19 protein-coding genes are annotated in these 20587 nt (G+C 70.7%); 11 read left to right on the top strand and 8 right to left on the bottom strand.

Annotation, left to right across the window (positions count from 1 at the left end):
• Positions 1-64: 64 nt before the first annotated feature.
• Positions 65-1282, top strand: a complete 1218-nt coding sequence (gene tyrS / locus M503_RS0106800) for a tyrosine--tRNA ligase (protein WP_028919574.1) — start codon at positions 65-67, stop codon at positions 1280-1282.
• A gap of 474 nt (positions 1283-1756) precedes the next feature.
• Here tyrS and M503_RS16805 read toward each other — a convergent pair whose 3' ends face one another.
• The 3 genes from M503_RS16805 to M503_RS0106785 all read right to left on the bottom strand — a co-directional run bounded on the left by M503_RS16805 (position 1757) and on the right by M503_RS0106785 (position 7229).
• Positions 1757-2908, bottom strand: a complete 1152-nt coding sequence (locus M503_RS16805; RefSeq protein ID WP_051414350.1) for a GGDEF domain-containing protein — start codon at positions 2906-2908, stop codon at positions 1757-1759.
• A 209-nt stretch (positions 2909-3117) separates the two neighbouring features.
• Positions 3118-6342, bottom strand: coding sequence for a bifunctional proline dehydrogenase/L-glutamate gamma-semialdehyde dehydrogenase PutA (gene putA, locus M503_RS0106790; protein ID WP_028919575.1), 3225 nt, complete (start codon positions 6340-6342; stop codon positions 3118-3120).
• 173 nt (positions 6343-6515) lie between these two features.
• Positions 6516-7229, bottom strand: coding sequence for a helix-turn-helix transcriptional regulator (locus tag M503_RS0106785; RefSeq protein ID WP_024870340.1), 714 nt, complete (start codon positions 7227-7229; stop codon positions 6516-6518).
• Positions 7230-7462: 233 nt separating this feature from the next.
• Here M503_RS0106785 and M503_RS15865 point away from each other — a divergent pair, with 233 nt between their 5' ends.
• The 6 genes from M503_RS15865 to M503_RS0106755 all read left to right on the top strand — a co-directional run bounded on the left by M503_RS15865 (position 7463) and on the right by M503_RS0106755 (position 12237).
• Complete coding sequence (locus M503_RS15865) at positions 7463-7960, top strand: DUF2244 domain-containing protein (RefSeq protein ID WP_024870339.1); 498 nt, start codon at positions 7463-7465, stop codon at positions 7958-7960.
• Entirely contained in the window at positions 7957-8892 is a 936-nt protein-coding gene (gene coxB / locus M503_RS0106775; protein ID WP_028919576.1) for a cytochrome c oxidase subunit II, read from the top strand. The genes M503_RS15865 and coxB overlap by 4 nt, the downstream gene beginning before the upstream one ends.
• 62 nt (positions 8893-8954) lie before the next feature.
• On the top strand, positions 8955-10568 hold the full coding sequence (gene ctaD / locus M503_RS0106770; RefSeq protein ID WP_028919577.1) for a cytochrome c oxidase subunit I: 1614 nt from the start codon (positions 8955-8957) through the stop codon (positions 10566-10568).
• A gap of 55 nt (positions 10569-10623) precedes the next feature.
• Complete coding sequence (locus M503_RS17895; protein ID WP_255326755.1) at positions 10624-10758, top strand: hypothetical protein; 135 nt, start codon at positions 10624-10626, stop codon at positions 10756-10758.
• A complete protein-coding gene (locus tag M503_RS0106760; protein ID WP_028919578.1) occupies positions 10755-11348 on the top strand; it encodes a cytochrome c oxidase assembly protein in 594 nt (197 codons plus the stop codon). Before M503_RS17895 ends, M503_RS0106760 begins: the two co-directional genes overlap by 4 nt.
• Positions 11349-11367: 19 nt before the next feature.
• On the top strand, positions 11368-12237 hold the full coding sequence (locus tag M503_RS0106755) for a cytochrome c oxidase subunit 3 (RefSeq protein ID WP_028919579.1): 870 nt from the start codon (positions 11368-11370) through the stop codon (positions 12235-12237).
• A 146-nt stretch (positions 12238-12383) separates the two neighbouring features.
• On the opposite strand, the gene M503_RS0106750 is transcribed toward M503_RS0106755, so the two are convergent.
• Entirely contained in the window at positions 12384-12602 is a 219-nt protein-coding gene (locus M503_RS0106750) for a twin transmembrane helix small protein (RefSeq protein ID WP_024870334.1), read from the bottom strand.
• A gap of 63 nt (positions 12603-12665) precedes the next feature.
• Here M503_RS0106750 and M503_RS0106745 point away from each other — a divergent pair, with 63 nt between their 5' ends.
• Genes M503_RS0106745 through M503_RS0106730 form a run of 4 tightly spaced genes read left to right on the top strand, consistent with a single transcriptional unit; the run spans position 12666 to position 16105 of the window.
• Positions 12666-13433, top strand: coding sequence for an SURF1 family protein (locus M503_RS0106745; protein WP_028928156.1), 768 nt, complete (start codon positions 12666-12668; stop codon positions 13431-13433).
• A complete protein-coding gene (locus M503_RS0106740) occupies positions 13430-14002 on the top strand; it encodes a hypothetical protein (protein WP_028919580.1) in 573 nt (190 codons plus the stop codon). Before M503_RS0106745 ends, M503_RS0106740 begins: the two co-directional genes overlap by 4 nt.
• 13 nt (positions 14003-14015) lie before the next feature.
• Positions 14016-15203 carry a COX15/CtaA family protein gene (locus tag M503_RS0106735; protein WP_028919581.1) on the top strand — a complete coding sequence of 396 codons (1188 nt, stop codon included), beginning with the start codon at positions 14016-14018 and terminating at the stop codon, positions 15201-15203.
• Positions 15200-16105, top strand: a complete 906-nt coding sequence (locus M503_RS0106730) for a heme o synthase (RefSeq protein WP_028919582.1) — start codon at positions 15200-15202, stop codon at positions 16103-16105. Before M503_RS0106735 ends, M503_RS0106730 begins: the two co-directional genes overlap by 4 nt.
• A gap of 60 nt (positions 16106-16165) precedes the next feature.
• Here the strand turns inward: M503_RS0106730 and M503_RS0106725 are convergent, their stop codons facing one another.
• The 4 genes from M503_RS0106725 to dnaG form a co-directional block, all read right to left on the bottom strand.
• A complete protein-coding gene (locus tag M503_RS0106725) occupies positions 16166-17140 on the bottom strand; it encodes an MBL fold metallo-hydrolase (protein WP_231472336.1) in 975 nt (324 codons plus the stop codon).
• Positions 17141-17213: 73 nt separating this feature from the next.
• Positions 17214-17957, bottom strand: a complete 744-nt coding sequence (locus tag M503_RS0106720; RefSeq protein ID WP_028919584.1) for a TerC family protein — start codon at positions 17955-17957, stop codon at positions 17214-17216.
• Positions 17958-18040: 83 nt separating this feature from the next.
• Positions 18041-18334, bottom strand: coding sequence for a zf-TFIIB domain-containing protein (locus tag M503_RS0106715; RefSeq protein WP_028919585.1), 294 nt, complete (start codon positions 18332-18334; stop codon positions 18041-18043).
• 240 nt (positions 18335-18574) lie between these two features.
• Entirely contained in the window at positions 18575-20308 is a 1734-nt protein-coding gene (gene dnaG / locus M503_RS0106710; RefSeq protein WP_028919586.1) for a DNA primase, read from the bottom strand.
• Positions 20309-20587 lie beyond the last annotated feature (279 nt).

Raw genomic sequence — 20587 nt, 5'->3', positions numbered from 1 at the left:
TTCCGGTTAACCCGCACGTAACATTCCATTCAAGTTTGTCATCGCCCCACCGTCTGGAGTCCCCGTGTTTTCCGAGAAGTCCGTCGAAGAATCCCTCGCCCTCATCGGCCGCGGCGCCGATGAGATCCTCAAGCGCGAGGATCTGGAGGCGCGGCTGAAGCTGGGTCGCCCACTGCGGGTCAAGGCGGGCTTCGACCCGACGGCGCCGGACCTGCACCTGGGCCATACGGTGCTGCTGAACAAGATGCGCCAGTTCCAGGACCTGGGGCACCAGGTGATCTTCCTGATCGGCGACTTCACCGGGATGATCGGCGACCCGACCGGCAAGAACGTGACCCGCAAGCCGCTGTCGCGCGAGGACGTGCTGGCCAACGCCGAGACTTACGCCGAGCAGGTCTTCAAGGTGCTCGACCGCGAGCGCACCGAGGTGCGCTTCAATAGCGAGTGGTTCGGGAAGATGTCGGCGGCGGACATGATCAGGCTGGCCGGCCAGCACACCGTGGCGCGCATGCTCGAGCGCGACGACTTCTCCAAGCGCTTCGCCGCGCAGCAGTCGATCGCGATCCACGAGTTCCTCTACCCGCTGGTGCAGGGCTACGACTCGGTGGCACTGCAGGCGGACGTGGAGCTGGGCGGCACCGACCAGAAGTTCAACCTGCTGATGGGCCGTGGCCTGCAGGAGCACTACGGGCAGGCGCCGCAGGTGGTGTTGACCATGCCGCTGCTGGAAGGCCTGGACGGCGTCAACAAGATGAGCAAGTCGCTCGGCAACTACATCGGCATCGCCGAGCCGGCGATCGACATCGTCAACAAGACGATGAAGATCGGCGACGGGCTGATGTGGAAGTGGATCGAGCTGCTGAGCTTCGAGATCTCCGCCGAGGAGGCGCGCAAGCTGCGCGGGGAGGTGGCCGCCGGCCTCAACCCGCGCGACATCAAACTGCGCCTGGCGCGCGAGCTGGCCACGCGCTTCCACGACGCGGCCGCGGCGGAAACGGCGATCGCCGGCTGGCACGCGGCCGTCACCGGCCAGGGCGACACCTCGCTGCTGCCGCTGCAGGACGTGGCGGTCCCGGCCGAGGGCCTGCGCATCGCGGCGCTGCTCACGGCCGCCGGCATCACGCCGTCCAATTCGGAGGCCAACCGCAAGCTCAAGGAGCGCGCGGTGAAGATCGACGGCGAAGTCGTCGAGGATGCGGCCCGCGTATTCGCGCCCGGCTTCGAAGGCGTGCTGCAGGTCGGCAAGCGCAACTTCGCGCGCGTCCGCCTCATCGCAGGCTGATTTCCTTACCCCTCTCCCCCCGGGAGAGGGGCCAGGGGTGAGGGTCGGAACCCCGCTAGCGTTTCCGGTCGCGTGAGCGGTGATGCCCGATTGCACGGGTGCCACTCGGCTGCGCCAACAGCAAGCAAACGCAACAGCACAGCGTTGGGTTGCGCGGGCTTCGGACGGAGCCGCGGCAGCACGGGGGTATGCCGCATCGCGCGGTTCCGCGTCCTGCTCCAACGCGCGAACGCGGCACATCCATGTGCCGCTTGCGGCATNCCCCCGCGCTACCGCGTCTTCGGGCACGTTGAGTTCGTGGCTTCGCTCTTTTCTCCCCTCTCCCCCCGGGAGAGGGGCTGGGGGNGAGGGTCCGGTGCCAGCGGCATCGGAATGTCGACCCTCTCCCGATCCCCGCTTCGCGCCCTGCCCGCGGCCTCACTCCAGGGAGAAGAGGGGGCTGGAACCCGGATGCGGCCTTTGGCCTTGTCCGGGCTACAGGGTGTGGGTGACCACGCAGTCGCGGCCGGCGCGCTTGGCGGTGTAGAGGGCCTCGTCGGCGGCGCGCATCAGCATCGACAGGGACATCGGCCGGTTGCACAGCGACACGCCGAGGCTGGCGGTGACGCGGACCGGCGGGGCGGGCGGTTCCAGGCGGATGGTGGCCAGGGCGACGCGGATGCGTTCGGCCAGCTGCTGGGCGTTGCACGCGTCCGGGCCGGTCACCACGATCACGAACTCCTCGCCGCCGGTGCGGGCGAACACGTCGTGCTCGCGGGTCTGGCCGCGGATGGTGTCGCTGGTCTTCTGCAGTACCAGGTCGCCGATCTCGTGGCCGTAACGGTCGTTGACCCGCTTGAAGCGGTCCAGGTCCAGCGCGATCACCGCCAGGTGCGCTTCGCGGGTGAGCCGCTCGAGGTCGGGGTCGAGGCGGGCGAACAGGCCGCGGCGGTTGAGCGTGCCGGTGAGCGGGTCGAGCATCGCGGTCTGCCGCAACGATTCGGCGGCGCGGAAGCTGGCCAGCATCAGCATGCAGAAGTTGATCAGGTACCACAGCGACAGGTCGACGTTGACCCAGGCTTCGTTGGGGCCGTACTGGCCGGTCAGCGCCTGCAGCAGGTCGCGCGCGTACAGCCAGGCCAGCACCGCGGCACCGACCACCATCAGCCGCGCCGGCACGCGCAGCGGCGGGACGTCGAGGTGGCGCAGCTGCCACAGCATCACGCCGAGCAGGACCAGTTCGGCCAGGCTCATCGCCGCGCCCTGGCCATCGATCGCGTCGCCGGCCAGCCAGGCCAGCAGCGACAGCGCGGCCAGCGCCGGGACCAGCAGCCATTCGGTGCGGGTCTGCTCCCGCTGCTGCACGAACTTGATCACCGAGCCGGCTAGCACTGCCAGGCCACCGCAGGCGAACATGCCGCCCAGGGCAGCCACGGGCGCGGTCGCGGCGGTGGCGCCGGCGCGCTCGAGCTGCTGGGCGGTGCCGTCGAGCATCGCCGCGCCGAGCGAATAGAAGAAGTGGCCCACGCCCCACGAGGCGATGCCGCGCACGCCGCGCGACACGCGCGACACGTACCAGAACAGGCCCAGCAGGATGAACGCCAGGGCACAGTTGGCCAGCAGCAGGTTGTAGAAGTCGGTGGTCATCCGCCTCCCCGGGGCAGCGCACTGCGGTGCCACAACGACTATAGCGGCCAACAGCGGCCGCGCGCGGCCAGGGGCGGAACCGGCGCGGCCGGCATCCGGGGGCGCCGCGGCCAAGGGGGCAGGACGGGGAGGGGGAGCGCGGCGCCCGCCAGACGGGCTGGCGGGGCCGGGGCAGCGGGGCGGCGCGGATGGCCGCCCCTGCGCGGGCGTCAGTCGCCCAGGGTCAGCAGCGAGGCGTTGCCGCCGGCGGCGGTGGTGTTGACCGTCACCGTCTTCTCGGTGGCGAAGCGCAGCAGGTAGTGCGGGCCGCCGGCCTTGGGGCCGGTGCCCGACAGGCCCTGGCCGCCGAACGGCTGCACCCCGACCACCGCGCCGATCTGGTTGCGGTTGACGTAGATGTTGCCGACCTTCGCCCGCGAGGCGATCCGCTCGACGGTCTCGTCGATGCGCGAGTGGATGCCCAGGGTCAGGCCGTAGCCGGTGGCGTTGATCTGGTCGATCACCGCGTCGAGCTGGTCGGCCTTCCAGCGGACCACGTGCAGGACCGGGCCGAACACCTCGCGCTGCAGCTGCGACAGCGACTGCAGTTCGTAGGCGCGCGGCAGGAAGAAGGTGCCGTGCTCCAGTGCCGCGTCGGACGGGGCGATGGCGATCAGCCTGGCCTCGGTGTCCATCCGCTTCGCGTGCGCTTCCAGCAGCGCGCGCGCGTCCTCGTCGATCACCGGGCCGACGTCGGTGGACAGCAGGCCCGGGTCGCCGACCTTCAGCTCGGCCATGGCGCCGGCGAGCATGGTCACCACCTTGTCGGCGATGTCCTCCTGCACGAACAGCACGCGCGCGGCCGAGCAGCGCTGGCCGGCGGAGGTGAAGGCGCTGGCGATGGCGTCCTTGACCAGCTGCTCGGGCAGGGCCGAGGAGTCGGCGATCAGCGCGTTCTGCCCGCCGGTCTCGGCGATCAACACCGCGATCGGCGCTTCCTCGCGCGCGGCCAGGGCGCGGTTGATCGCGCGCGCGGTCTCGGTCGAACCGGTGAAGGCCACGCCGGCCACCCGCGCATCGGCGGTCAGCGCGGCGCCGACGGTGGCGCCGTCGCCGGGCACGAACTGCAGCACATCGGTCGGCACGCCGGCTTCGTGCAGCAGCTTCACCGCGGCGTGGCCGACCAGGTTGGTCTGTTCGGCCGGCTTGGCGATGACGCTGTTGCCGGCGGCCAGCGCCGCGGCCACCTGGCCGAGGAAGATCGCCAGCGGGAAGTTCCACGGGCTGATGCAGACGAACACGCCGCGGCCCTGCAGGCGCAGCTCGTTGGATTCGCCGGTCGGGCCGGGCAGGTGTTCCGGCGCGCCGAACTGGCGTCGCGCCTGGCCGGCGTAGTAGCGCAGGAAGTCGACCGCCTCGCGCACTTCGGCGACCGAGTCGGGCAGGGTCTTGCCGGCCTCGCGCACGCACAGGGCCATGAACTGCGCCATGCGCTGCTCGAGCAGGTCGGCGGCGTGCTCGAGGATCGCGGCGCGGCTGGCGGCCGGGGTGCGGTCCCAGGCCGGCTGCGCGGCGGCGGCATTGGCCAGCGCGCGCTGCACGGTGGCCGCGTCGGCCGGCTGCCAGTGGCCGACGACCTGGCGGCGGTCGGCCGGGCTGGTCACCGGCAGCGAATCGCCGTCGGCGATCGCGCCGGGCACCAGCGGTCCGGCGCTGTACGCGCCGGCGTGCTCGCCCAGGCGCGCGGCCAGGGCCTTCAGTTCGAGGTCGTCGGCGAGGTTGGCGCCCATGGAGTTGTTCCTGTCGAAGCCTTGCTGGGTGTAGAGGTCGCGCGGCAGCGGGATGCGCGGATGCGGGATCGATTCGAAGCCGGAGACGGCGGCCACCGGGTCCTGGACCAGGTCGGCGACCGGGACGTCCTCGTCGGTGATGCGGTTGACGAAGCTGGAGTTGGCGCCGTTCTCGAGCAGGCGCCGCACCAGGTACGGCAGCAGGTCCTCGTGGCTGCCGACCGGGGCGTACACGCGGCACGGCACGCCCAGGCGGTCGGCCGGCACCACTTCGGCGTAGAGGTCGTCGCCCATGCCGTGCAGCTTCTGGTGCTCGTACGGGCGGCCTTCGGCGATGGCACGGATCGCGGCGATGGTCTGCGCGTTGTGGGTGGCGAACATCGGGTAGATCGCGTCGCTGTTGGCGAACATCCGCTTCGCCGTGGCCAGGTAGGACACGTCGGTGTTCTGCTTGCGGGTGAACACCGGGTAGCCCGGCAGGCCTTCGACCTGGGCGCGCTTGATCTCCGCGTCCCAGTACGCGCCCTTGACCAGGCGCACCGGGATGCGGCGGCCGACGCGGCGGGCCAGCCCGGCGAGGAAGTCGATCACGAACGGCGCGCGCTTCTGGTAGGCCTGCACCGCCAGGCCGTAGCCTTCCCAGCCGACCAGGGTCGGGTGCGAGTAGGTGGCCTCGATGATGTCCAGCGACAGCTCCAGGCGCTCGCTTTCCTCGGCGTCGACGGTGTAGCCGATGCCGTAGGAGCGGGCCAGCTGCGCCAGCTCCAGCACCGCGGGCGCCAGCTCGGCCATCACCCGCTCGCGCTTGGCGTGCTCGTAGCGCGGGAACAGCGCCGACAGCTTGATCGAGATGCTCGGCGCGGCGAACACGTCCGAGCCGACGTAGTTGCCGCTGCGGCCGATGGCGTGGATCGCGTCGCGGTACGCCTGCAGGTAGCGCCGGGCGTCCTTCATGGTCAGCGCGCCCTCGCCGAGCATGTCGAACGAGTAGCGGTAGCTGGCGTTGTCGCCCTTCTTCGAGCGCGCCAGCGCCTCGCCGATGGTCCGGCCCATGACGAACTGGTGGCCCATGATCCGCATCGCCTGGCGCACGGCCAGGCGCACCACCGGCTCGCCGACGCGGCCGACCAGGCGCTTGAACGCCCCGGGCACGTCGTGGCGGGTCATGTCGTTGAGGTTGACCAGCTTGCCGGTGAGCATCAGGCCCCAGGTCGAGGCGTTGACCAGCACCGATTCGCTCTGGCCCAGGTGCTTCTCCCAGTCGGCGTCGCCGAGCTTGTCGCGGATCAGCCTGTCGGCGGTGTCCTGGTCGGGAATGCGCAGCAGCGCCTCGGCCACGCACATCAGCAGCACGCCTTCCTCGCTGCCGAGGTCGTACTGGCGCATGAAGGCCTCGATCGCGCCCTGGTCATGGACGCGGGCGCGGACCCGGCGGACCAGGTCGGCGGCCAGCGCGTCGACCTCGGCCTGGCGCTGCGGCTCCAGGCGCGCCTGCTCGAGCAGTTCGCGCACGTGGGTGGCCTCGTCGCGCAGCCAGGCGGCGGTGATCGCCGCCCGCGGCGGCGAAGGCGGCGCGGGCGGGGCGTCGAACACGGGCGGCGCGCCCACGACGCGGAGCGGGCCGTGTCCGTGCGCGCTCGGGAAGGAGGAAGGAGTGGCGTTCATCGTGTCGCTCGGCAGGGATGCGGACGCCGGCCACGGCCAGTGTCGCGCCGCCGCATGGGGCGGGCGTGAACGGGCGGGGCCGGGGGCGCGACATGATCGCGTGCGCCCGCGCCGGCTGGCTTGACCGATTCCGGCGCGGACCGTGCCTGCCGCGGCACAAGCCGGCCGCGGGTTCAGCCCTGGCGCAGGGCGCGGTACTCGCTGGGGGTCATCCCGACCAGGGCGACGAAGCGGCGGGTGAAGGCGCTCTGGTCGCCGAAGCCGCAGGCCTGGGCGATGCTGGCGATGCTGCCGGGGCCGTGCAGGCGGTGCATCGCCGCCTGGATCCGGATCCGGGTCAGCAGCTGCAGCGGCGACAGCTGGAACACCTTGTGGAAGGTGCGTTCGAGCTTGGAGGCGGAGAAGCCGGTGATCGCCTGCAGGTCCTGCACCCGCACGTTGCCGGCGTAGTTCCGGTTCATGTGCACCAGCGCCTCGCGCAGGGAGCGGTAGTCGTCCTCCAGGCCCTCGCGGCTGGCCAGGTCGCGGGAGATGCCGATCAGGCCGGCGACCTCGCCGCCGATCCGCAGCGGGCGCTTGCAGGTCAGGCACCAGCCCGGCTCGCGGTCGGAGAACAGGTGCAGCTCCAGCAGGTTGTCGATCACCGCCCCGCCCAGCACCTGCTGGTCCTGCAGGCCGTAGGTGGCGCCCATGCCGCTTGGGTAAACCTCGCTGGCGCGGCGGCCGATGATCTCCCGGCGCGAACGCAGGCCCAGCCGCCGCAGCATGGTGGCGTTGACGTGGGTGTAGCGGCCCTCGCGGTCCTTGATGAAGAACAGGACATCGGGGATCGAATCGAACAGCGCCTCGACCTCGGCGGCGTCCACGTTGAGGGGGGCGGGGCTCACGGCAGGCAGGTGCGGCGGGGGCAGGGTCGGGCGACCGGGGCGTGGACATCTTAAAGGTGTGCCACGGCCGTGGCCGGCCCTGGTGCTGCGCCGCACGGAAGCGGGCCCGGCCGCCGCCCCGCGCCGCGCCAGCCCCCGCGGGAGTTGAGCGGAATCAATGCAAGTTGCCGCCGAATGTGCTCAACGCTTACCATCCTGATGTTTTCCGCAGCCGGCTTGCGGCGGTGGGCGACATGATCGAGGTGGTCCCGACGGGGGCCGGCGGTGCCGGTGCGCAGCTGCGGTTGCGCCCGCCGCGGGCCCTGACGGCCGCGCAGTTCAGGGCGTTGTTCGCCGCCCTGGCGGGCGCGATGTGGCTGGTGGCTGGCCTGGGCTGGCTCGCCGGCAACGTGTTCGCCCCGGTCTTCGCCCTGCTGCACAGCGCAGGGGTCGCGCTGGCGCTGCGCTGGCTGTGGCGCAGCGGGGAACGTGGCGAGGACATCGCCATCGGTCCGGGGGCGGTGGAAGTCCGTCGCGGGGCCGAGTCCGTCTTCCGTGCCCATCCCCACTGGGTACGGATGCGGGTGGAGGGGGACGACGGCAGGGTGATGCTGTCGTCCAGCGGCAGGCGGGTGGAGGTGGGCGCTTTCCTGGGCCCGGCCGAACGCTCCCAGCTGGTGGGGTGCTTGAAGGAATTCCTGGCGGCCGCCGACCGGCCGCAACCGATGACGCAACCAGGGTCTAGGCAATGATGCAAGCGAAGGGATGGTGGAAGCGGTTGATGGCGGCGGGCGCGCTCCTGGCGGCGCCGGTGCTGGCCTGGGCCCAGTCGGCGGACCCGCACCGCTGGCAGCTGAACATGGGACGCGGCGTCACCGCTTCCTCGCAGAACGCCTACGAGGCGCACATGATCGCGCTGTGGGTCTGCGTGATCATCGGCGTGCTGGTGTTCGGCGCCATGGCCGTGGCCATGGTCCGGTTCCGCAAGTCCAAGGGTGCGGTGGCGGCGCAGTTCGCCCACAACACCACCGCCGAGATCATCTGGACGGTGATCCCGGTGCTGATCCTGATCGCGATGGCGTGGCCGGCCACGGCCAAGCTGATCGCCATGTACGACACCCGCGACGCGGCCATGACCGTCAAGGTCACCGGCTACCAGTGGATGTGGAAGTACGAATACCTGGGCGAGGGCGTGGAGTTCACCAGCCGCCTCGACCGCGAATCCGACCGCATCCGCCAGAGCGGCGAGCGCCCGGACTTCGAGAAGAACCCGCACTACCTGCTGGACGTGGACAACCGCCTGGTCCTGCCGGTGGACACCAAGGTCCGCTTCGTCATCACCTCCGACGACGTCATCCACGCCTGGTGGGTGCCGGCGCTGGGCTGGAAGCAGGACGCGATCCCGGGCCTGATCAACGAGGCCTGGACCGAGATCAAGACGCCGGGCGTGTACCGCGGCCAGTGCGCCGAGCTGTGCGGCAAGGACCACGCCTTCATGCCGATCGTGGTGGAAGCCGTCTCCAAGGAGGACTTCGCCCGCTGGCTGGCCTCGAAGAAGCCGGCCGCCGCTGCGCCGGCCGAAGCCGCTGAAGGCGACGCGGCTCCCGCCGACGCCCCGGCCAGCGAGGCCCCGGCCGCCGATGCCGCGCCCGAAGCGGCGCCGCAGGACGCCGGCCAGGCCTGATCCGTACACGCAACGGCCGCGCCGCGGCCGCCACGCAAACGCATTCCAGAGGTAGCAACGCCATGGCCCATTCCGCCGCCGAGCACCACGACGACCACCACGGCCACAAGCAGGGGTTCGTCGAGCGCTGGTTCTTCTCGACCAACCACAAGGACATCGGCACGCTGTACCTGCTGTTCTCCTTCGTGATGTTCATCATCGGCGCGGCGATGAGCGTGGTCATCCGCCTCGAGCTGATGCAGCCGGGCCTGCAGCACGTCAGCCCCGAGTTCTTCAACCAGATGACCACCGTGCACGCGCTGGTCATGATCTTCGGCGGCGTGATGCCGGCCTTCGTCGGCCTGGCCAACTGGATGATCCCGCTGCAGGTCGGCGCGCCGGACATGGCGCTGCCGCGCATGAACAACTGGTCCTTCTGGATCATGCCGTTCGCCTTCGCGCTGCTGCTGGTCACCCTGTTCCTGCCGGGCGGCGCCCCGGCCGGCGGCTGGACCCTGTACCCGCCGCTGTCGCTGCAGGGCGGCTACAACGTCGCGTTCACGATCTTCGCCATCCACATGATGGGCGTCAGCTCGATCATGGGCTCGATCAACATCATCGCCACCGTGCTGAACATGCGCGCGCCGGGCATCGACCTGCTGAAGATGCCGATCTTCTGCTGGACCTGGCTGATCACCGCCTTCCTGCTGATCGCGGTGATGCCGGTGCTGGCCGGCGCGGTGACCATGCTGCTGACCGACAAGTTCTTCGCCACCTCGTTCTTCAACGCGGCCGGCGGCGGCGACCCGGTGATGTACCAGCACATCTTCTGGTTCTTCGGCCATCCCGAGGTCTACATCATGATCCTGCCCGCCTTCGGCGTGGTCAGCGAGATCATCCCGACCTTCAGCCGCAAGCCGCTGTTCGGCTACCAGGCGATGGTCTACGCGACCGCCTCGATCGCGTTCCTGTCGTTCATCGTGTGGGCCCACCACATGTTCACGGTGGGCATGCCGCTGGGCGGCGAGATCTACTTCATGTTCGCCACCATGCTGATCGCGGTGCCGACCGGCGTGAAGGTGTTCAACTGGGTCTCCACGATGTGGAAGGGCTCGCTGACCTTCGAGGCGCCGATGCTGTGGTCGGTGGCCTTCGTGATCCTGTTCACCATCGGCGGCTTCTCCGGCCTGATGCTGGCGATCGTCCCGGCCGACTTCCAGTACCACGACACCTACTTCGTGGTGGCGCACTTCCACTACGTGCTGGTGACCGGCGCGGTGTTCGCGCTGATCGCCGCGGTCTATTACTGGTGGCCGAAGTGGACCGGCCGCATGTACAGCCAGGCCGCCGCCAAGTTCCACTTCTGGTGGTCGGTGGTGTTCGTGAACCTGCTGTTCTTCCCGCAGCACTTCCTGGGCCTGGCCGGCATGCCGCGCCGCATCCCGGACTACAACGTGGTGTTCGCGGACTGGAACCTGGTCAGCTCGATCGGCGCGTTCGGCATGTTCGTCACCCCGTTCATGATGGCGGCGATCCTGTTCCACTCGCTGCGCAACGGCGCCAGGGCCGACGCGCGCTCGTGGGAAAGCGCCCGCGGCCTGGAGTGGACCGTGCCGTCGCCGGCGCCGCACCACACCTTCTCGACCCCGCCGGTCATCAAGGACGGCGACCTGGCCCACGGCGACGTGAGCCACTGAGGCAGCACCGCCGGGGCGCCGGCTTGAAGGCGCCCCGCGCAACCGGAAGTACCGCATGAACGCAGGCAACGGCCACAACCAGGACACGGAACGCCGCCGCAAGGGCGCGGTGCGGACCGCGCTGGTGCTGGGCGCGATCGCGCTGGCGATCTACGTGGCCTTCATCCTCTCGGGCGTGCTGGGCGCATGAGCGGCCCGCAGGCCCCGGCGAAGCGCAGCGCGGGCTGGCTGAAGCTGGCCGGCGTGGCCCTGGCCGCGTTCGCCTTCACCTTCTCGCTGGTGCCGCTGTACCGCATCGCCTGCGAGAAGGTGTTCGGCATCCGCCTGGAGCAGGGGCCCGGCCAGGTGCGCGCGCAGGCCGCCGGCGAGGCGCGCAAGGCGCGCACGGTGACCGTGCAGTTCGACGGCGGCGTGAACTCGAAGCTGCCGTGGGCGTTCGAGCCGGAGCAGCTGACCATGCAGGTCGTGCCCGGCGAGCTCAACGAGGCGATGTACGTGGCGCGCAACGACGGCGACCGCGCCATCGTCGGCAGCGCCACCCCGTCGGTGGCGCCGGCGCGCGCCTCCGGCTACTTCACCAAGACCGAGTGCTTCTGCTTCACCGCGCAGACCCTGCAGGCGGGCGAGACGCGCGAGATGCCTGTGCGCTTCATCGTCGATCCGGACCTGCCGGCCGACGTCAGCACCATCACCCTGTCGTATACCTTCTTCAAGAACGAGGAACTGACCGCGCGACTCGGCGCGGCGCAGGCCACCCACCCGCCGCACGCGGCGCCCTGACGAGCACGGAAACACCACCATGGCCCAACCGCAGACGGACCACTACTTCGTACCGGCGCAGAGCAAGGCGCCGATCCTGGCCTCGATCTCGCTGTTCACCCTGATGGTGGGCGTGGCCAACTGGCTCAACGACGTGTCCTGGGGCCGCTGGGTGTTCTTCCTCGGCCTGGCGATGATGGTCGCGGTGCTGTTCTACTGGTTCAGCGCCGTGGTGCGCGAATCGCTGGCCGGCCACTACAACCGCCAGGTCGACGTCTCGTTCCGGATGGGGATGATCTGGTTCATCTTCTCCGAGGTGATGTTCTTCGGCGCGTTCTTCGGCGCGCTGTTCTATGCCCGCCAGTTCGCGCTGCCGTGGCTGGGCGGCGAGGGCGACGGCGCGATGACCAACGCGCTGCTGTGGGACGGCTACTCCGCCGCGTGGCCCACCGCCGGTCCCGGCCAGGTCGGCGGCCAGTTCCAGACCATCCCGGCCTGGGGCCTGCCGCTGGTCAACACCCTGATCCTGCTGACCTCGGGCGTGACCCTGACTATCGCCCACCACGCGCTGAAGGCGGCGCGCCGCGGCCAGGTACTGCTGTGGCTGGGCATCACCGTGCTGCTGGGCCTGCTGTTCCTCACCTTCCAGGCCGAGGAATACATCCACGCCTACAAGGAGCTGAACCTGACCCTGGGTTCGGGCATCTACGGTTCGACCTTCTTCATGCTCACCGGTTTCCACGGCGCGCACGTGCTGCTGGGCACGATCATGCTGGCGGTGATGTGGTTCCGCGCGCTGAAGGGCCACTTCACCCCGGACAGCCACTTCGGCTTCGAGGCGGCGGCGTGGTACTGGCACTTCGTCGACGTGGTCTGGCTGGGGCTGTTCCTGTTCGTCTACGTGCTTTGAGAGCCGTGATGGGTGATTCGGGATTGGTGATTCGCTAGCAGCGGAAGCAGAAGCGGATCATGGAACAGGGGCGCCGGACCGGCGCCCTTGCTCTTTCCAACCACGAATCACGGATTACCGGTCACGGCGCGCGCGCAGCGCGCGCCTCAGCCACCGATGCCGTGCGGGGTGATCACCCCGGTCCAGATGCCGAGGATCACCAGCAGGATCAGCGCCACCGAGAAGCCGATGCGGCGGGTGAGCGCGTTGACCGTGCGCTTGCTCTGGCCGCGGTCGACCAGCAGGTAATACAGGGCGCTGCCGAGGTTCCAGAGGATGACCAGCAGGAACGCGACGATCAGCAGGGTCTTGAGCGAATCGTTCACGGCACGGGCCTCGGCGTGGCAGGAAGAATGCCGCGCATTATCGCAGGCGCGGGGCCCGGCGTCGTGAGCGCGCGCCACCTGCCGCTGTGGGCCGGCTGGCTGCTGGCGCTGGCCGTGGCCGCGGGCTGCGCCTCGCTGGGCCTGTGGCAGCTGCAGCGCATGCATGCCAAGCAGGCGCTGCTGGACGCGTCGGCGCAGGTGCTGGAACAGCGCCGCGAGCAGCCGCTGGCGCTGGCTGGCGAGACCTCGCGCGTGCGCGCCTACGACTGGGCCGCCGGCGATGGCAGCTTCGCGCCGCTGCCGGCGGTGCTGCTGGACAACCAGAACCGCGATGGACGCGCCGGGGTGCGCGCCTACCGCGTGTTCCAGCCTAAGGCCGATGGCGCGCTGCCGGTGCTGGTCGAGCTGGGCTGGTTGCCGCTGCCCGGCGACCGGCGCCTGCCCGACGTGCCCGCGCCGCCGCTGGAACGCGTTTCCGGCCTGCTGCTGCCGCCGCCGTCACCGGGCCTGGCCGCGCCGGCGATCGAGAAGCAGGCCGACGGCACGCTGCTGCTGGTCGCCCTCGATCCTGGAGCGGTGGCCGCCGCGCTGGGCCTGCCGGCGCTGGCGCCGCGGTTGCTGCGCCTGGATCCGGACCTGCCGGTGGGCTATGCGCGCGACCTCGACCTGCTCCCCAACACGCTGCCGCCGGAGCGCCATCTCGGCTATGCGGTGCAGTGGTTCGCCCTGGCGCTGGCGGTGCTGGCGATCGCCACGCTGCTGAGCCTGCGCCAACGCAGGCGGGCCGCGCGGGCGGCCTCGCCGCACAACGTGCGAAAATCCGGCCCATGACCGTACCTGCAACCGACGCAGCCCGACTCCGCCGCGGGCGACTGATGCTGATCGCCCTGTTCGTGCTGTTCTTCGGTTCGGCCTTCGGCGCCGGCCTGCTGCGCCTGAGCGGCTGGATGCCGGCGGGGCTGAAGAACCACGGCGAGCTGCTGCAGCCGCCGGCCGACCTGCGCGAGGTCCCGCTGCTGCACGCCGACGGCCGCCGCTACGACTGGGACCCGGCCGCGCGCACCTGGCGCATCCTCGCCGCGCCGCCGGCTGGATGCGCCGACGAGTGCACGCAGCTGCTGGCGGAGCTGGACAAGGTGTGGAAGCTGTTCGGCCACAATGCCGACCGCGTCGAGGTGCTGTGGCTGGGGGCGACGCCGGATGGCGTCTCCTTGCCGCCGGAGCTGCGCCCGCTGCTGGACGATCCTGCCGTACGCGCCGCGCTGCCGCGCGCCGACGACCCGGCCGGCATTCCGCTGTACGTGATCGATCCCAACGGCTTCGTCGTGTTGCGCTATGCGCCGCACGCCGATCCGTCCGGGCTGCGCACCGACGTGGCCCGCCTGTTGAAGCTGAAGTGAGGCCCGTGCGCCGATGAAACCCCTGTCCCGCCCCGCGCTGGCCCGCCACTTCCACCGCTTCGCCTGGCTGGCGGTGGCGCTGACCGCCTGCGTGGTCGTGTTCGGCGCCTTCGTGCGCCTGTCCGATGCCGGCCTCAGCTGCCCCGACTGGCCGACCTGCTATGGACGCGCCACCTGGCCGTCGGCGCCGCAGGACGCGGCCGCCCACGCGGCCAGCGAGATCCGCCAGTTCGACACCACCAAGGCCTGGCGCGAACAGGTGCACCGCCACCTGGCCGCGTCGCTGGGCGTGCTGGTGCTGCTGCTGGCGCTGCTGGCCGCGCGCCGCCGCCGCTTCGGCATGGGCGTGATCGTCGGGGCCTCGCTGCTGGTCGCCGCGGCGATCCCGGCCTACATGTACGGACAGATCGGCCTGGCCTTTGCCCTGGCCGGTGCCGGCGAGGCGGTGCTGCTGCTGGCGGCGATGCGCTGGTCGAACATCGACCTGGCCCGCGCCGCGGTGCTGACCCTGGCGGTGATCGTGTTCCAGGCGCTGCTGGGCAAGTGGACCGTGACCCTGCTGCTGAAGCCGATCGTGGTGATGGGGCACCTGCTCGGCGGCCTGACCACGTTCTCGCTGCTGCTGTGGATGGCGTGGCGCGCCACCCACCTGCCGATCGTGCTGGCCGACGCGCGCGTGTTGCGGCGCTGGCTGGTCGCCGGGCTGGTGGTGCTGGGCGTGCAGATCGCGCTGGGCGGCTGGACCAGCGCCAACTACGCGGCGCTGGCCTGCGGCGGCGGTGGCTGGACCACGGCGCAGCACCACTACCTCGATTTCCCGAAGTGCGTCGGCCAGTGGTGGCCGCCGACCGATTTCCGCGAAGGCTTCGTGCTGTGGCGCGGGATCGGCGTGGACTACGAAGGGGGCGTGCTCGACGGCGCCTCCCGGATCGCGATCCAGATGGCGCACCGGATGATGGCGGTGGTCGTGCTGCTGTACATGCTGGTGCTGGCCGTGCGCCTGTTCCGCCTGCCGGGCATGCGCGGCTGGGGGGCGCTGCTGGCGGTGCTGGTCCTGGCCCAGGTCGCGCTGGGCGTGCTCAACGTCAAGCTGGCCCTGCCGCTGCCGGTGGCGGTGCTGCACAACGCCGGCGCGCTGGCGCTGCTGGCGGTGCTGGTGACCCTGCTGGCGCGGCTGAAGGAACCCGAGCCGGTCGCATGAGCCCCGCACCCGTCCCCGTCTGGCGCGAGTACCTGGAGCTGACCAAGCCGCGCGTGGTCGCGCTGCTGGTATTCACCGCCCTGGTCGGCATGTTCCTGGCCGTGCCCGGGCTGCCGCCGCTGCGCGAGAGCGTGTTCGGCCTGCTCGGCATCTGGCTGGCCGCGTCCTCGGCCGCGGCGATCAACCACCTGATCGACCAGCGCATCGACCGGGTGATGGCGCGCACCTCGCACCGCCCGCTGGCCACCGGCGCGCTCAACCCGCTGCAGGTGCTGGTGTTCGCAGTGGTGCTGGGCGTGGTCTCGATGGCGATCCTGGTGCTGCTGGTGAACACCGTCACCGCGCTGCTCACCTTCGCCTCGCTGATCGGCTACGCGGTGGTCTACACCGGCTTCCTCAAGCGCGCCACGCCGCAGAACATCGTGATCGGCGGCGTCGCCGGCGCCGCGCCGCCGCTGCTGGGCTGGGCCGCGGTCACCAACCTGGAAGGGCCGTGGGACTGGCAGTACGCGCTGCTGCTGGTGCTGATCATCTTCGTGTGGACGCCGCCGCACTTCTGGGCGCTGGCGATCTTCCGTCGCGAGGACTACGCGCGCGCGCTGATCCCGATGCTGCCGGTCACCCACGGCGTCACCTACACGCGCTGGCAGATCCTGTTCTACACGGTGCTGCTGCTGCAGGTGAGCCTGCTGCCGGTGATCTTCGGCATGAGCGGGTTCTTCTACCTGGGCGGCGCGCTGGTGCTGGGCAGCGTGTTCCTGTGGTACGCGTGGCGCCTGCTCGATCCGCCGGACGAGCTGTTCGCGATGCGGGTGTTCAAGTACTCGGTGGTCTACCTGATGGCGCTGTTCGCCTTCCTGCTGGTCGACCACTGGTTGCCGCTGCTGCTGCCGGCCGCCTGATCGGCGGCGCCTGCCGCGGCGGGGCAGCGGACGTGCGCCGTGGCGCACGTCCGCATCCGGTCACTCCGCGGCCCAGACCAGCCCGTCGCCCTGCCGCTCGATGTGGCCCAGCCCCGGGAACGGGAAATGCACGGCGTACACGCGCTCGCCGCTGTCGGCGAGCTGGCCGAGCAGGGCCTGGCGGCGTTCGCGGCCGGCGTCGGCATCGCGGTCGAAGGCGATGGTCCATTCCGGCCGCTGCACCGAGATGACGTGGTGGTGCATCGAGTCGCCCACGTAGAGCAGGCTGTCGCTGCCGCTGGTGATCCGGTAGGCGGCATGGCCGACGGTGTGGCCGGTCGCCTCGACCGCCTGCACCACGCCCGGCACCAGTTCCGCGCCGGCGGCGAAGGTTTCCACCTTCGGCGTGATCGCGGCCACCAGCGCAGCCTGCACCGGATCGGCGCCCTCGGCCGTGCCGCGCGTACGCAGGTCGTCCCACTCCTGCGCGGTCATGCGCACGGTGGCGTTCGGGAACGCCAGCGCGCCCTGCGCATCGACCAGGCCCCCGACGTGGTCGCCATGGGCATGCGAGATGAAGATGTCGGTGACCTCGCCGGGGGCCACGCCGGCGGCGGCCAGCGACTCGCCCAGCTTGCCGGCGCCGTCGCCCATGTTGCGGCCGGCGCCGGTGTCGAACAGCAGCACGCGGTCGCCCGTGCGCACCAGCAGCGGCTGCACGCCCAGGTGCAGGACGTCGGTGGGCTGGCCGGCCGCGGCCAGCACTTCGGCCACTTCCTCCGGCGTGCGGCCGACGCCGAACACGGCGTTGTCGTTGGGCACCGACAGGGTGCCGTCGCGCAGCGCGGTGGCCTGCAGCGAGCCGATGGCGAAGGCGTGGACGGTATCGCTCGCGGTAGCTGGGGCGGCAGCTTCGGCCGTCGCTTCGGTGGCGGGCGCGGCGTTGCCTGCGCTCGGGTCCTGGCGGTCGCAGGCGACCAGCGTGGTGGCCAGGGCGACGGCCAGCAGGGACAGTGCGGCAGTGCGGATACGCATCATGGCTTCCTCCGGGGGTGGACCGCGCGATTCTGGTCGCGCGGTCCACGGCCGGCAAGCGGCGCCGCGTGACTCAGCGCGCGTCCTGCCTCAGGGCGGCGCGCTGCTCGCGCCGCCGGATCCACAGGTTGATCAGCTCGACGAACACCGAGAACGCCATCGCCGCGTAGATGTAGCCCTTCGGGATGTGCTGGCCGAAGCCGTCGGCGATCAGCACCAGGCCGATCATGATCAGGAAGCTCAGCGCCAGCACCTTGACCGTGGGATGGCGCTCGACGAAGTCGCCGATCGGACCGGCGAAGCCGATCATGAAGGCGATCGAGATCAGGATCGCGGCCACCATCACCCAGCGCTCGTCGACCATGCCGACCGCGGTGATGATCGAGTCCAGCGAGAACACGATGTCCAGGATCATGATCTGGACGATCACGCCGCCGAAGGAACTGGCCATGCGCTTGGGACTGGGCGCGCCGCCGCCGCCGGCGCCCTCGATCTTCTGGTGGATCTCGTGGGTGGCCTTGGCGATCAGGAACAGGCCGCCGCCGATCAGGATCAGGTCGCGCCACGAGAACGGATGGTCGAACAGCGCGAACAAAGGCTTGGTCAGGCCGATGATCCAGGAGATGGTGAACAGCAGGCCCAGGCGGGTGATCGCCGCGGCGGCGATGCCCAGGCGGCGGGCCTTGTTGCGCTGCTCCGGCGGCAGGCGGCTGGCCAGGATCGAGATGAAGATGATGTTGTCGATGCCCAGCACCAGTTCCAGCGCGGTGAGAGTGGCCAGGGCGATCCAGATTTCGGGATTGAGGAAGGCGTCCATGTGGGGGCGTCAGGTGGGAGTGCGAGGAGAGGGTGCCACCGGCGGCGTGCAGGCGGCATCGGTGGGGTAGCGGCGGTGCCGGCCTAGAAGTCGAACAGCTCGCCCAGCAGGGATTTGGGCTTGCGCTTGCGGGTGTCGTAGCCATGGCCGCCGTAGCCTTGGCCGTGCCGGTGGCCGTCATGGCGGGGCGGAGGTGGCGCGCTGCGGAACCCGGCATGGGCCGGCGTCGGCGCCACGTCGGCCTCGACGCGGGCGAGCAGGCGGTCCAGCTCGCCACGGTCCAGCCAGATGCCGCGGCACTGGGGGCAGTAGTCGATCTCGATGCCCTGGCGTTCGGTCATGGCCAGGATCGTGGTCTTGCAGGCGGGACAATGCATGGGGGGCTCCGGTGATTCCAGGGCCACGGCGAATCTGCATCGGCATCGAAGAGACCGGACGCACCTTCGCCGCGGGGCGGCGAAGGTCTCGTCCACGGGCCCTTCGGGCCCGCTGCTGCACCGGGGCCGCAAGGCCCGTCATGACGGCGACAGCACGGAGGACTACTCCCCTTCGAGCGGCCATCCTAGCACGGGGACTGGCGAGGCCCGCGCGGAGAACGGGCCGGCGCCACGCCGCGCTCAGGCGCGGCCGGCGAGCACCTGCAGCAGCATCCGCAGTTCGTACTTGTCGGTTTCGTCCAGGCCCTGGGCGCGGGCCTTCTGCTGCAGTTCGTCGATGCGCTGCTGCAGGGTCTGGCGTTCGAGCTGGGCGATCGCGTCGTGCAGTTCATGCGCCCACACCGCTTCCTCGCCCGGCAGCGCCTGCGCGGCGAGGCGGCGCAGGGCCTCGCCCTGTTCGTGCTCGACGAAGTGTTCGAGCAGGGCGCCGGTGCTGATCTCCGGGCGCTGGGCGACGATGTCGAGGATCTCCAGCAGCAGCGGGATGCCGGGCTGGCGCAGGTCGGCGAAGCGGTACGGCCGTTCTACCTGCGCGCCCAGCGAGGGTTTCTGCAGCAGCAGGGCGATGGCGCTGCGCACCAGGCTGCGCTTCGGCGCCGGCGTCGAGGCGCCGCGTCGCGGCGGCGCACGCACCGGTTCGGGCGCGGGCGCGGGCCGCGCGGTGTCCACGCCGGTCTGGCGCTGCAGTTCCTGGCGCATCAGGTCGGCGAAGGCACCGTCCGGCAGCTGCGCCAGCAGCGGGCGCGCGCGTTCGGCCAGGCGGGCGCGGCCGTCGATGGTGTTGCGGTTGATGTCGCGGCCCAGTTCCTCGAAGAAGAACTGCGACAGCGGCGTGGCCTGGGCGAGGCGGGCGTCGAAGCCTGCGGCGCCCTCCTGGCGGACGATGGTGTCCGGGTCCTCGCCTTCGGGCAGGAACAGGAAGAAGGCCTGGCGGCCGTCCTTCATCCGCGGCAGCACCGATTCGACCGCGCGCCAGCCGGCGCGGCGGCCGGCGGCGTCGCCGTCGAAGCAGAAGTAGACGTCGGGGGCGTTGCGGAACAGCAGTTCGGCGTGGTCGGCGGTGGTGGCGGTGCCGAGCGTGGCCACGGCCTGGGTGATGCCGTGCTGGAACAGGGCGACCACGTCCATGTAGCCCTCGACCACGATCAGGCGTTCGAGCTTCTGGTTGGCCTGGCGGGCCTGCCACAGGCCGTACAGTTCGCGGCCCTTGTGGAACAGGGCGGTCTCGGGCGAGTTGAGGTACTTGGGGCTGGCGTCCTTGTCGAGCACGCGGCCGCCGAAGGCGATCACGCGTCCGCGGCGGTCGTGGATCGGGAACATGATCCGGTCGCGGAACTTGTCGTAGACGTGGCCGCGCTCGTTCTTCGAGAGCATGCCGGTACGCTCGAGCAGCTTGAGGCGGCGTTCGTCGGTGCCGAGGGCGTGCTTGAGCGTGGAGTAGCCGTCGGCGGCGTAGCCGATGGCGAATCTGGCGCGGTTGTCGGCGTCGACGCCGCGGCCGTCGAGGTAGGCGCGGGCACGGGGGCTGTCGGCCAGCTGGCGCTGGAACAGCCTGGCGGCGGCCTCGAGTGCGGCGTACTGGTCGCGGAGGTCGCTGTCCTGGTTGTTCTGGCGGGTCTCCTTGGGAACTTCGATGCCGGCGCGGCGGGCGAGTTCTTCGACGGCGTCGAGGAACTCGAGGCGGTCGTAGTTCATCAGGAAGCTGATGGCGGTGCCGTGGGCGCCGCAGCCGAAGCAGTGGTAGAACTGCTTGGTCGGGGAGACGTAGAACGAGGGGGTGCGCTCGTCGTGGAAGGGGCACGGTGCGCTGTACTCGCGGCCCTTGCGCTTCAGCGGCACGCGCGATCCGACGATCTCGACGATGTCGGTGCGTGCGAGCAGGTCGTCGATGAACGCGTCGGACAGGCGGGCCATCGCAATAGGATGCCACGCGGCGGTGCCATTCCCCTCTCCCACCGGGAGAGGGGCAGGGGAGAGGGGCAGGTGCCGACATCCGTCCGGTCACGTCGCGACTCGCCAGCTTCCTTGTCGCATCGCGCTGCGAGCGCCTGGCGAGTGTGCCTCTGAGTGGCCAGCTTCGGACGGAGCCGCGGCAGTACGGGGGTATGCCGCATCGCGCGGTTCCGCGTCCTGCTCCAACGCGCGAGCGCAGCACATCCATGTGCTGCTTGCGGCATACCCCCGCACTACCGC

It is taken from the genome of Pseudoxanthomonas suwonensis J47, from assembly GCF_000513955.1.
In the GTDB taxonomy this organism is placed as follows: domain Bacteria; phylum Pseudomonadota; class Gammaproteobacteria; order Xanthomonadales; family Xanthomonadaceae; genus Pseudoxanthomonas; species Pseudoxanthomonas suwonensis_C.
Note: the sequence above shows the minus strand (reverse complement) of the source record. Positions and strands in the feature narration are given on the sequence as shown.

Bases quoted from the DNA above. Each gene is read 5' to 3' on its own strand.
- M503_RS16805 (WP_051414350.1), bottom strand. From the start codon at position 2,908: ATGACCACCGACTTCTACAACCTGCTGCTGGCCAACTGTGCCCTGGCG.
- putA (WP_028919575.1), bottom strand. From the start codon at position 6,342: ATGAACGCCACTCCTTCCTCCTTCCCGAGCGCGCACGGACACGGCCCG.
- M503_RS15865 (WP_024870339.1), top strand. From the start codon at position 7,463: ATGATCGAGGTGGTCCCGACGGGGGCCGGCGGTGCCGGTGCGCAGCTG.
- coxB (WP_028919576.1), top strand. From the start codon at position 7,957: ATGATGCAAGCGAAGGGATGGTGGAAGCGGTTGATGGCGGCGGGCGCG.
- ctaD (WP_028919577.1), top strand. From the start codon at position 8,955: ATGGCCCATTCCGCCGCCGAGCACCACGACGACCACCACGGCCACAAG.
- M503_RS17895 (WP_255326755.1), top strand. From the start codon at position 10,624: ATGAACGCAGGCAACGGCCACAACCAGGACACGGAACGCCGCCGCAAG.
- M503_RS0106760 (WP_028919578.1), top strand. From the start codon at position 10,755: ATGAGCGGCCCGCAGGCCCCGGCGAAGCGCAGCGCGGGCTGGCTGAAG.
- M503_RS0106755 (WP_028919579.1), top strand. From the start codon at position 11,368: ATGGCCCAACCGCAGACGGACCACTACTTCGTACCGGCGCAGAGCAAG.
- M503_RS0106740 (WP_028919580.1), top strand. From the start codon at position 13,430: ATGACCGTACCTGCAACCGACGCAGCCCGACTCCGCCGCGGGCGACTG.
- M503_RS0106735 (WP_028919581.1), top strand. From the start codon at position 14,016: ATGAAACCCCTGTCCCGCCCCGCGCTGGCCCGCCACTTCCACCGCTTC.
- M503_RS0106730 (WP_028919582.1), top strand. From the start codon at position 15,200: ATGAGCCCCGCACCCGTCCCCGTCTGGCGCGAGTACCTGGAGCTGACC.
- M503_RS0106725 (WP_231472336.1), bottom strand. From the start codon at position 17,140: ATGCGTATCCGCACTGCCGCACTGTCCCTGCTGGCCGTCGCCCTGGCC.
- M503_RS0106720 (WP_028919584.1), bottom strand. From the start codon at position 17,957: ATGGACGCCTTCCTCAATCCCGAAATCTGGATCGCCCTGGCCACTCTC.
- M503_RS0106715 (WP_028919585.1), bottom strand. From the start codon at position 18,334: ATGCATTGTCCCGCCTGCAAGACCACGATCCTGGCCATGACCGAACGC.
- dnaG (WP_028919586.1), bottom strand. From the start codon at position 20,308: ATGGCCCGCCTGTCCGACGCGTTCATCGACGACCTGCTCGCACGCACC.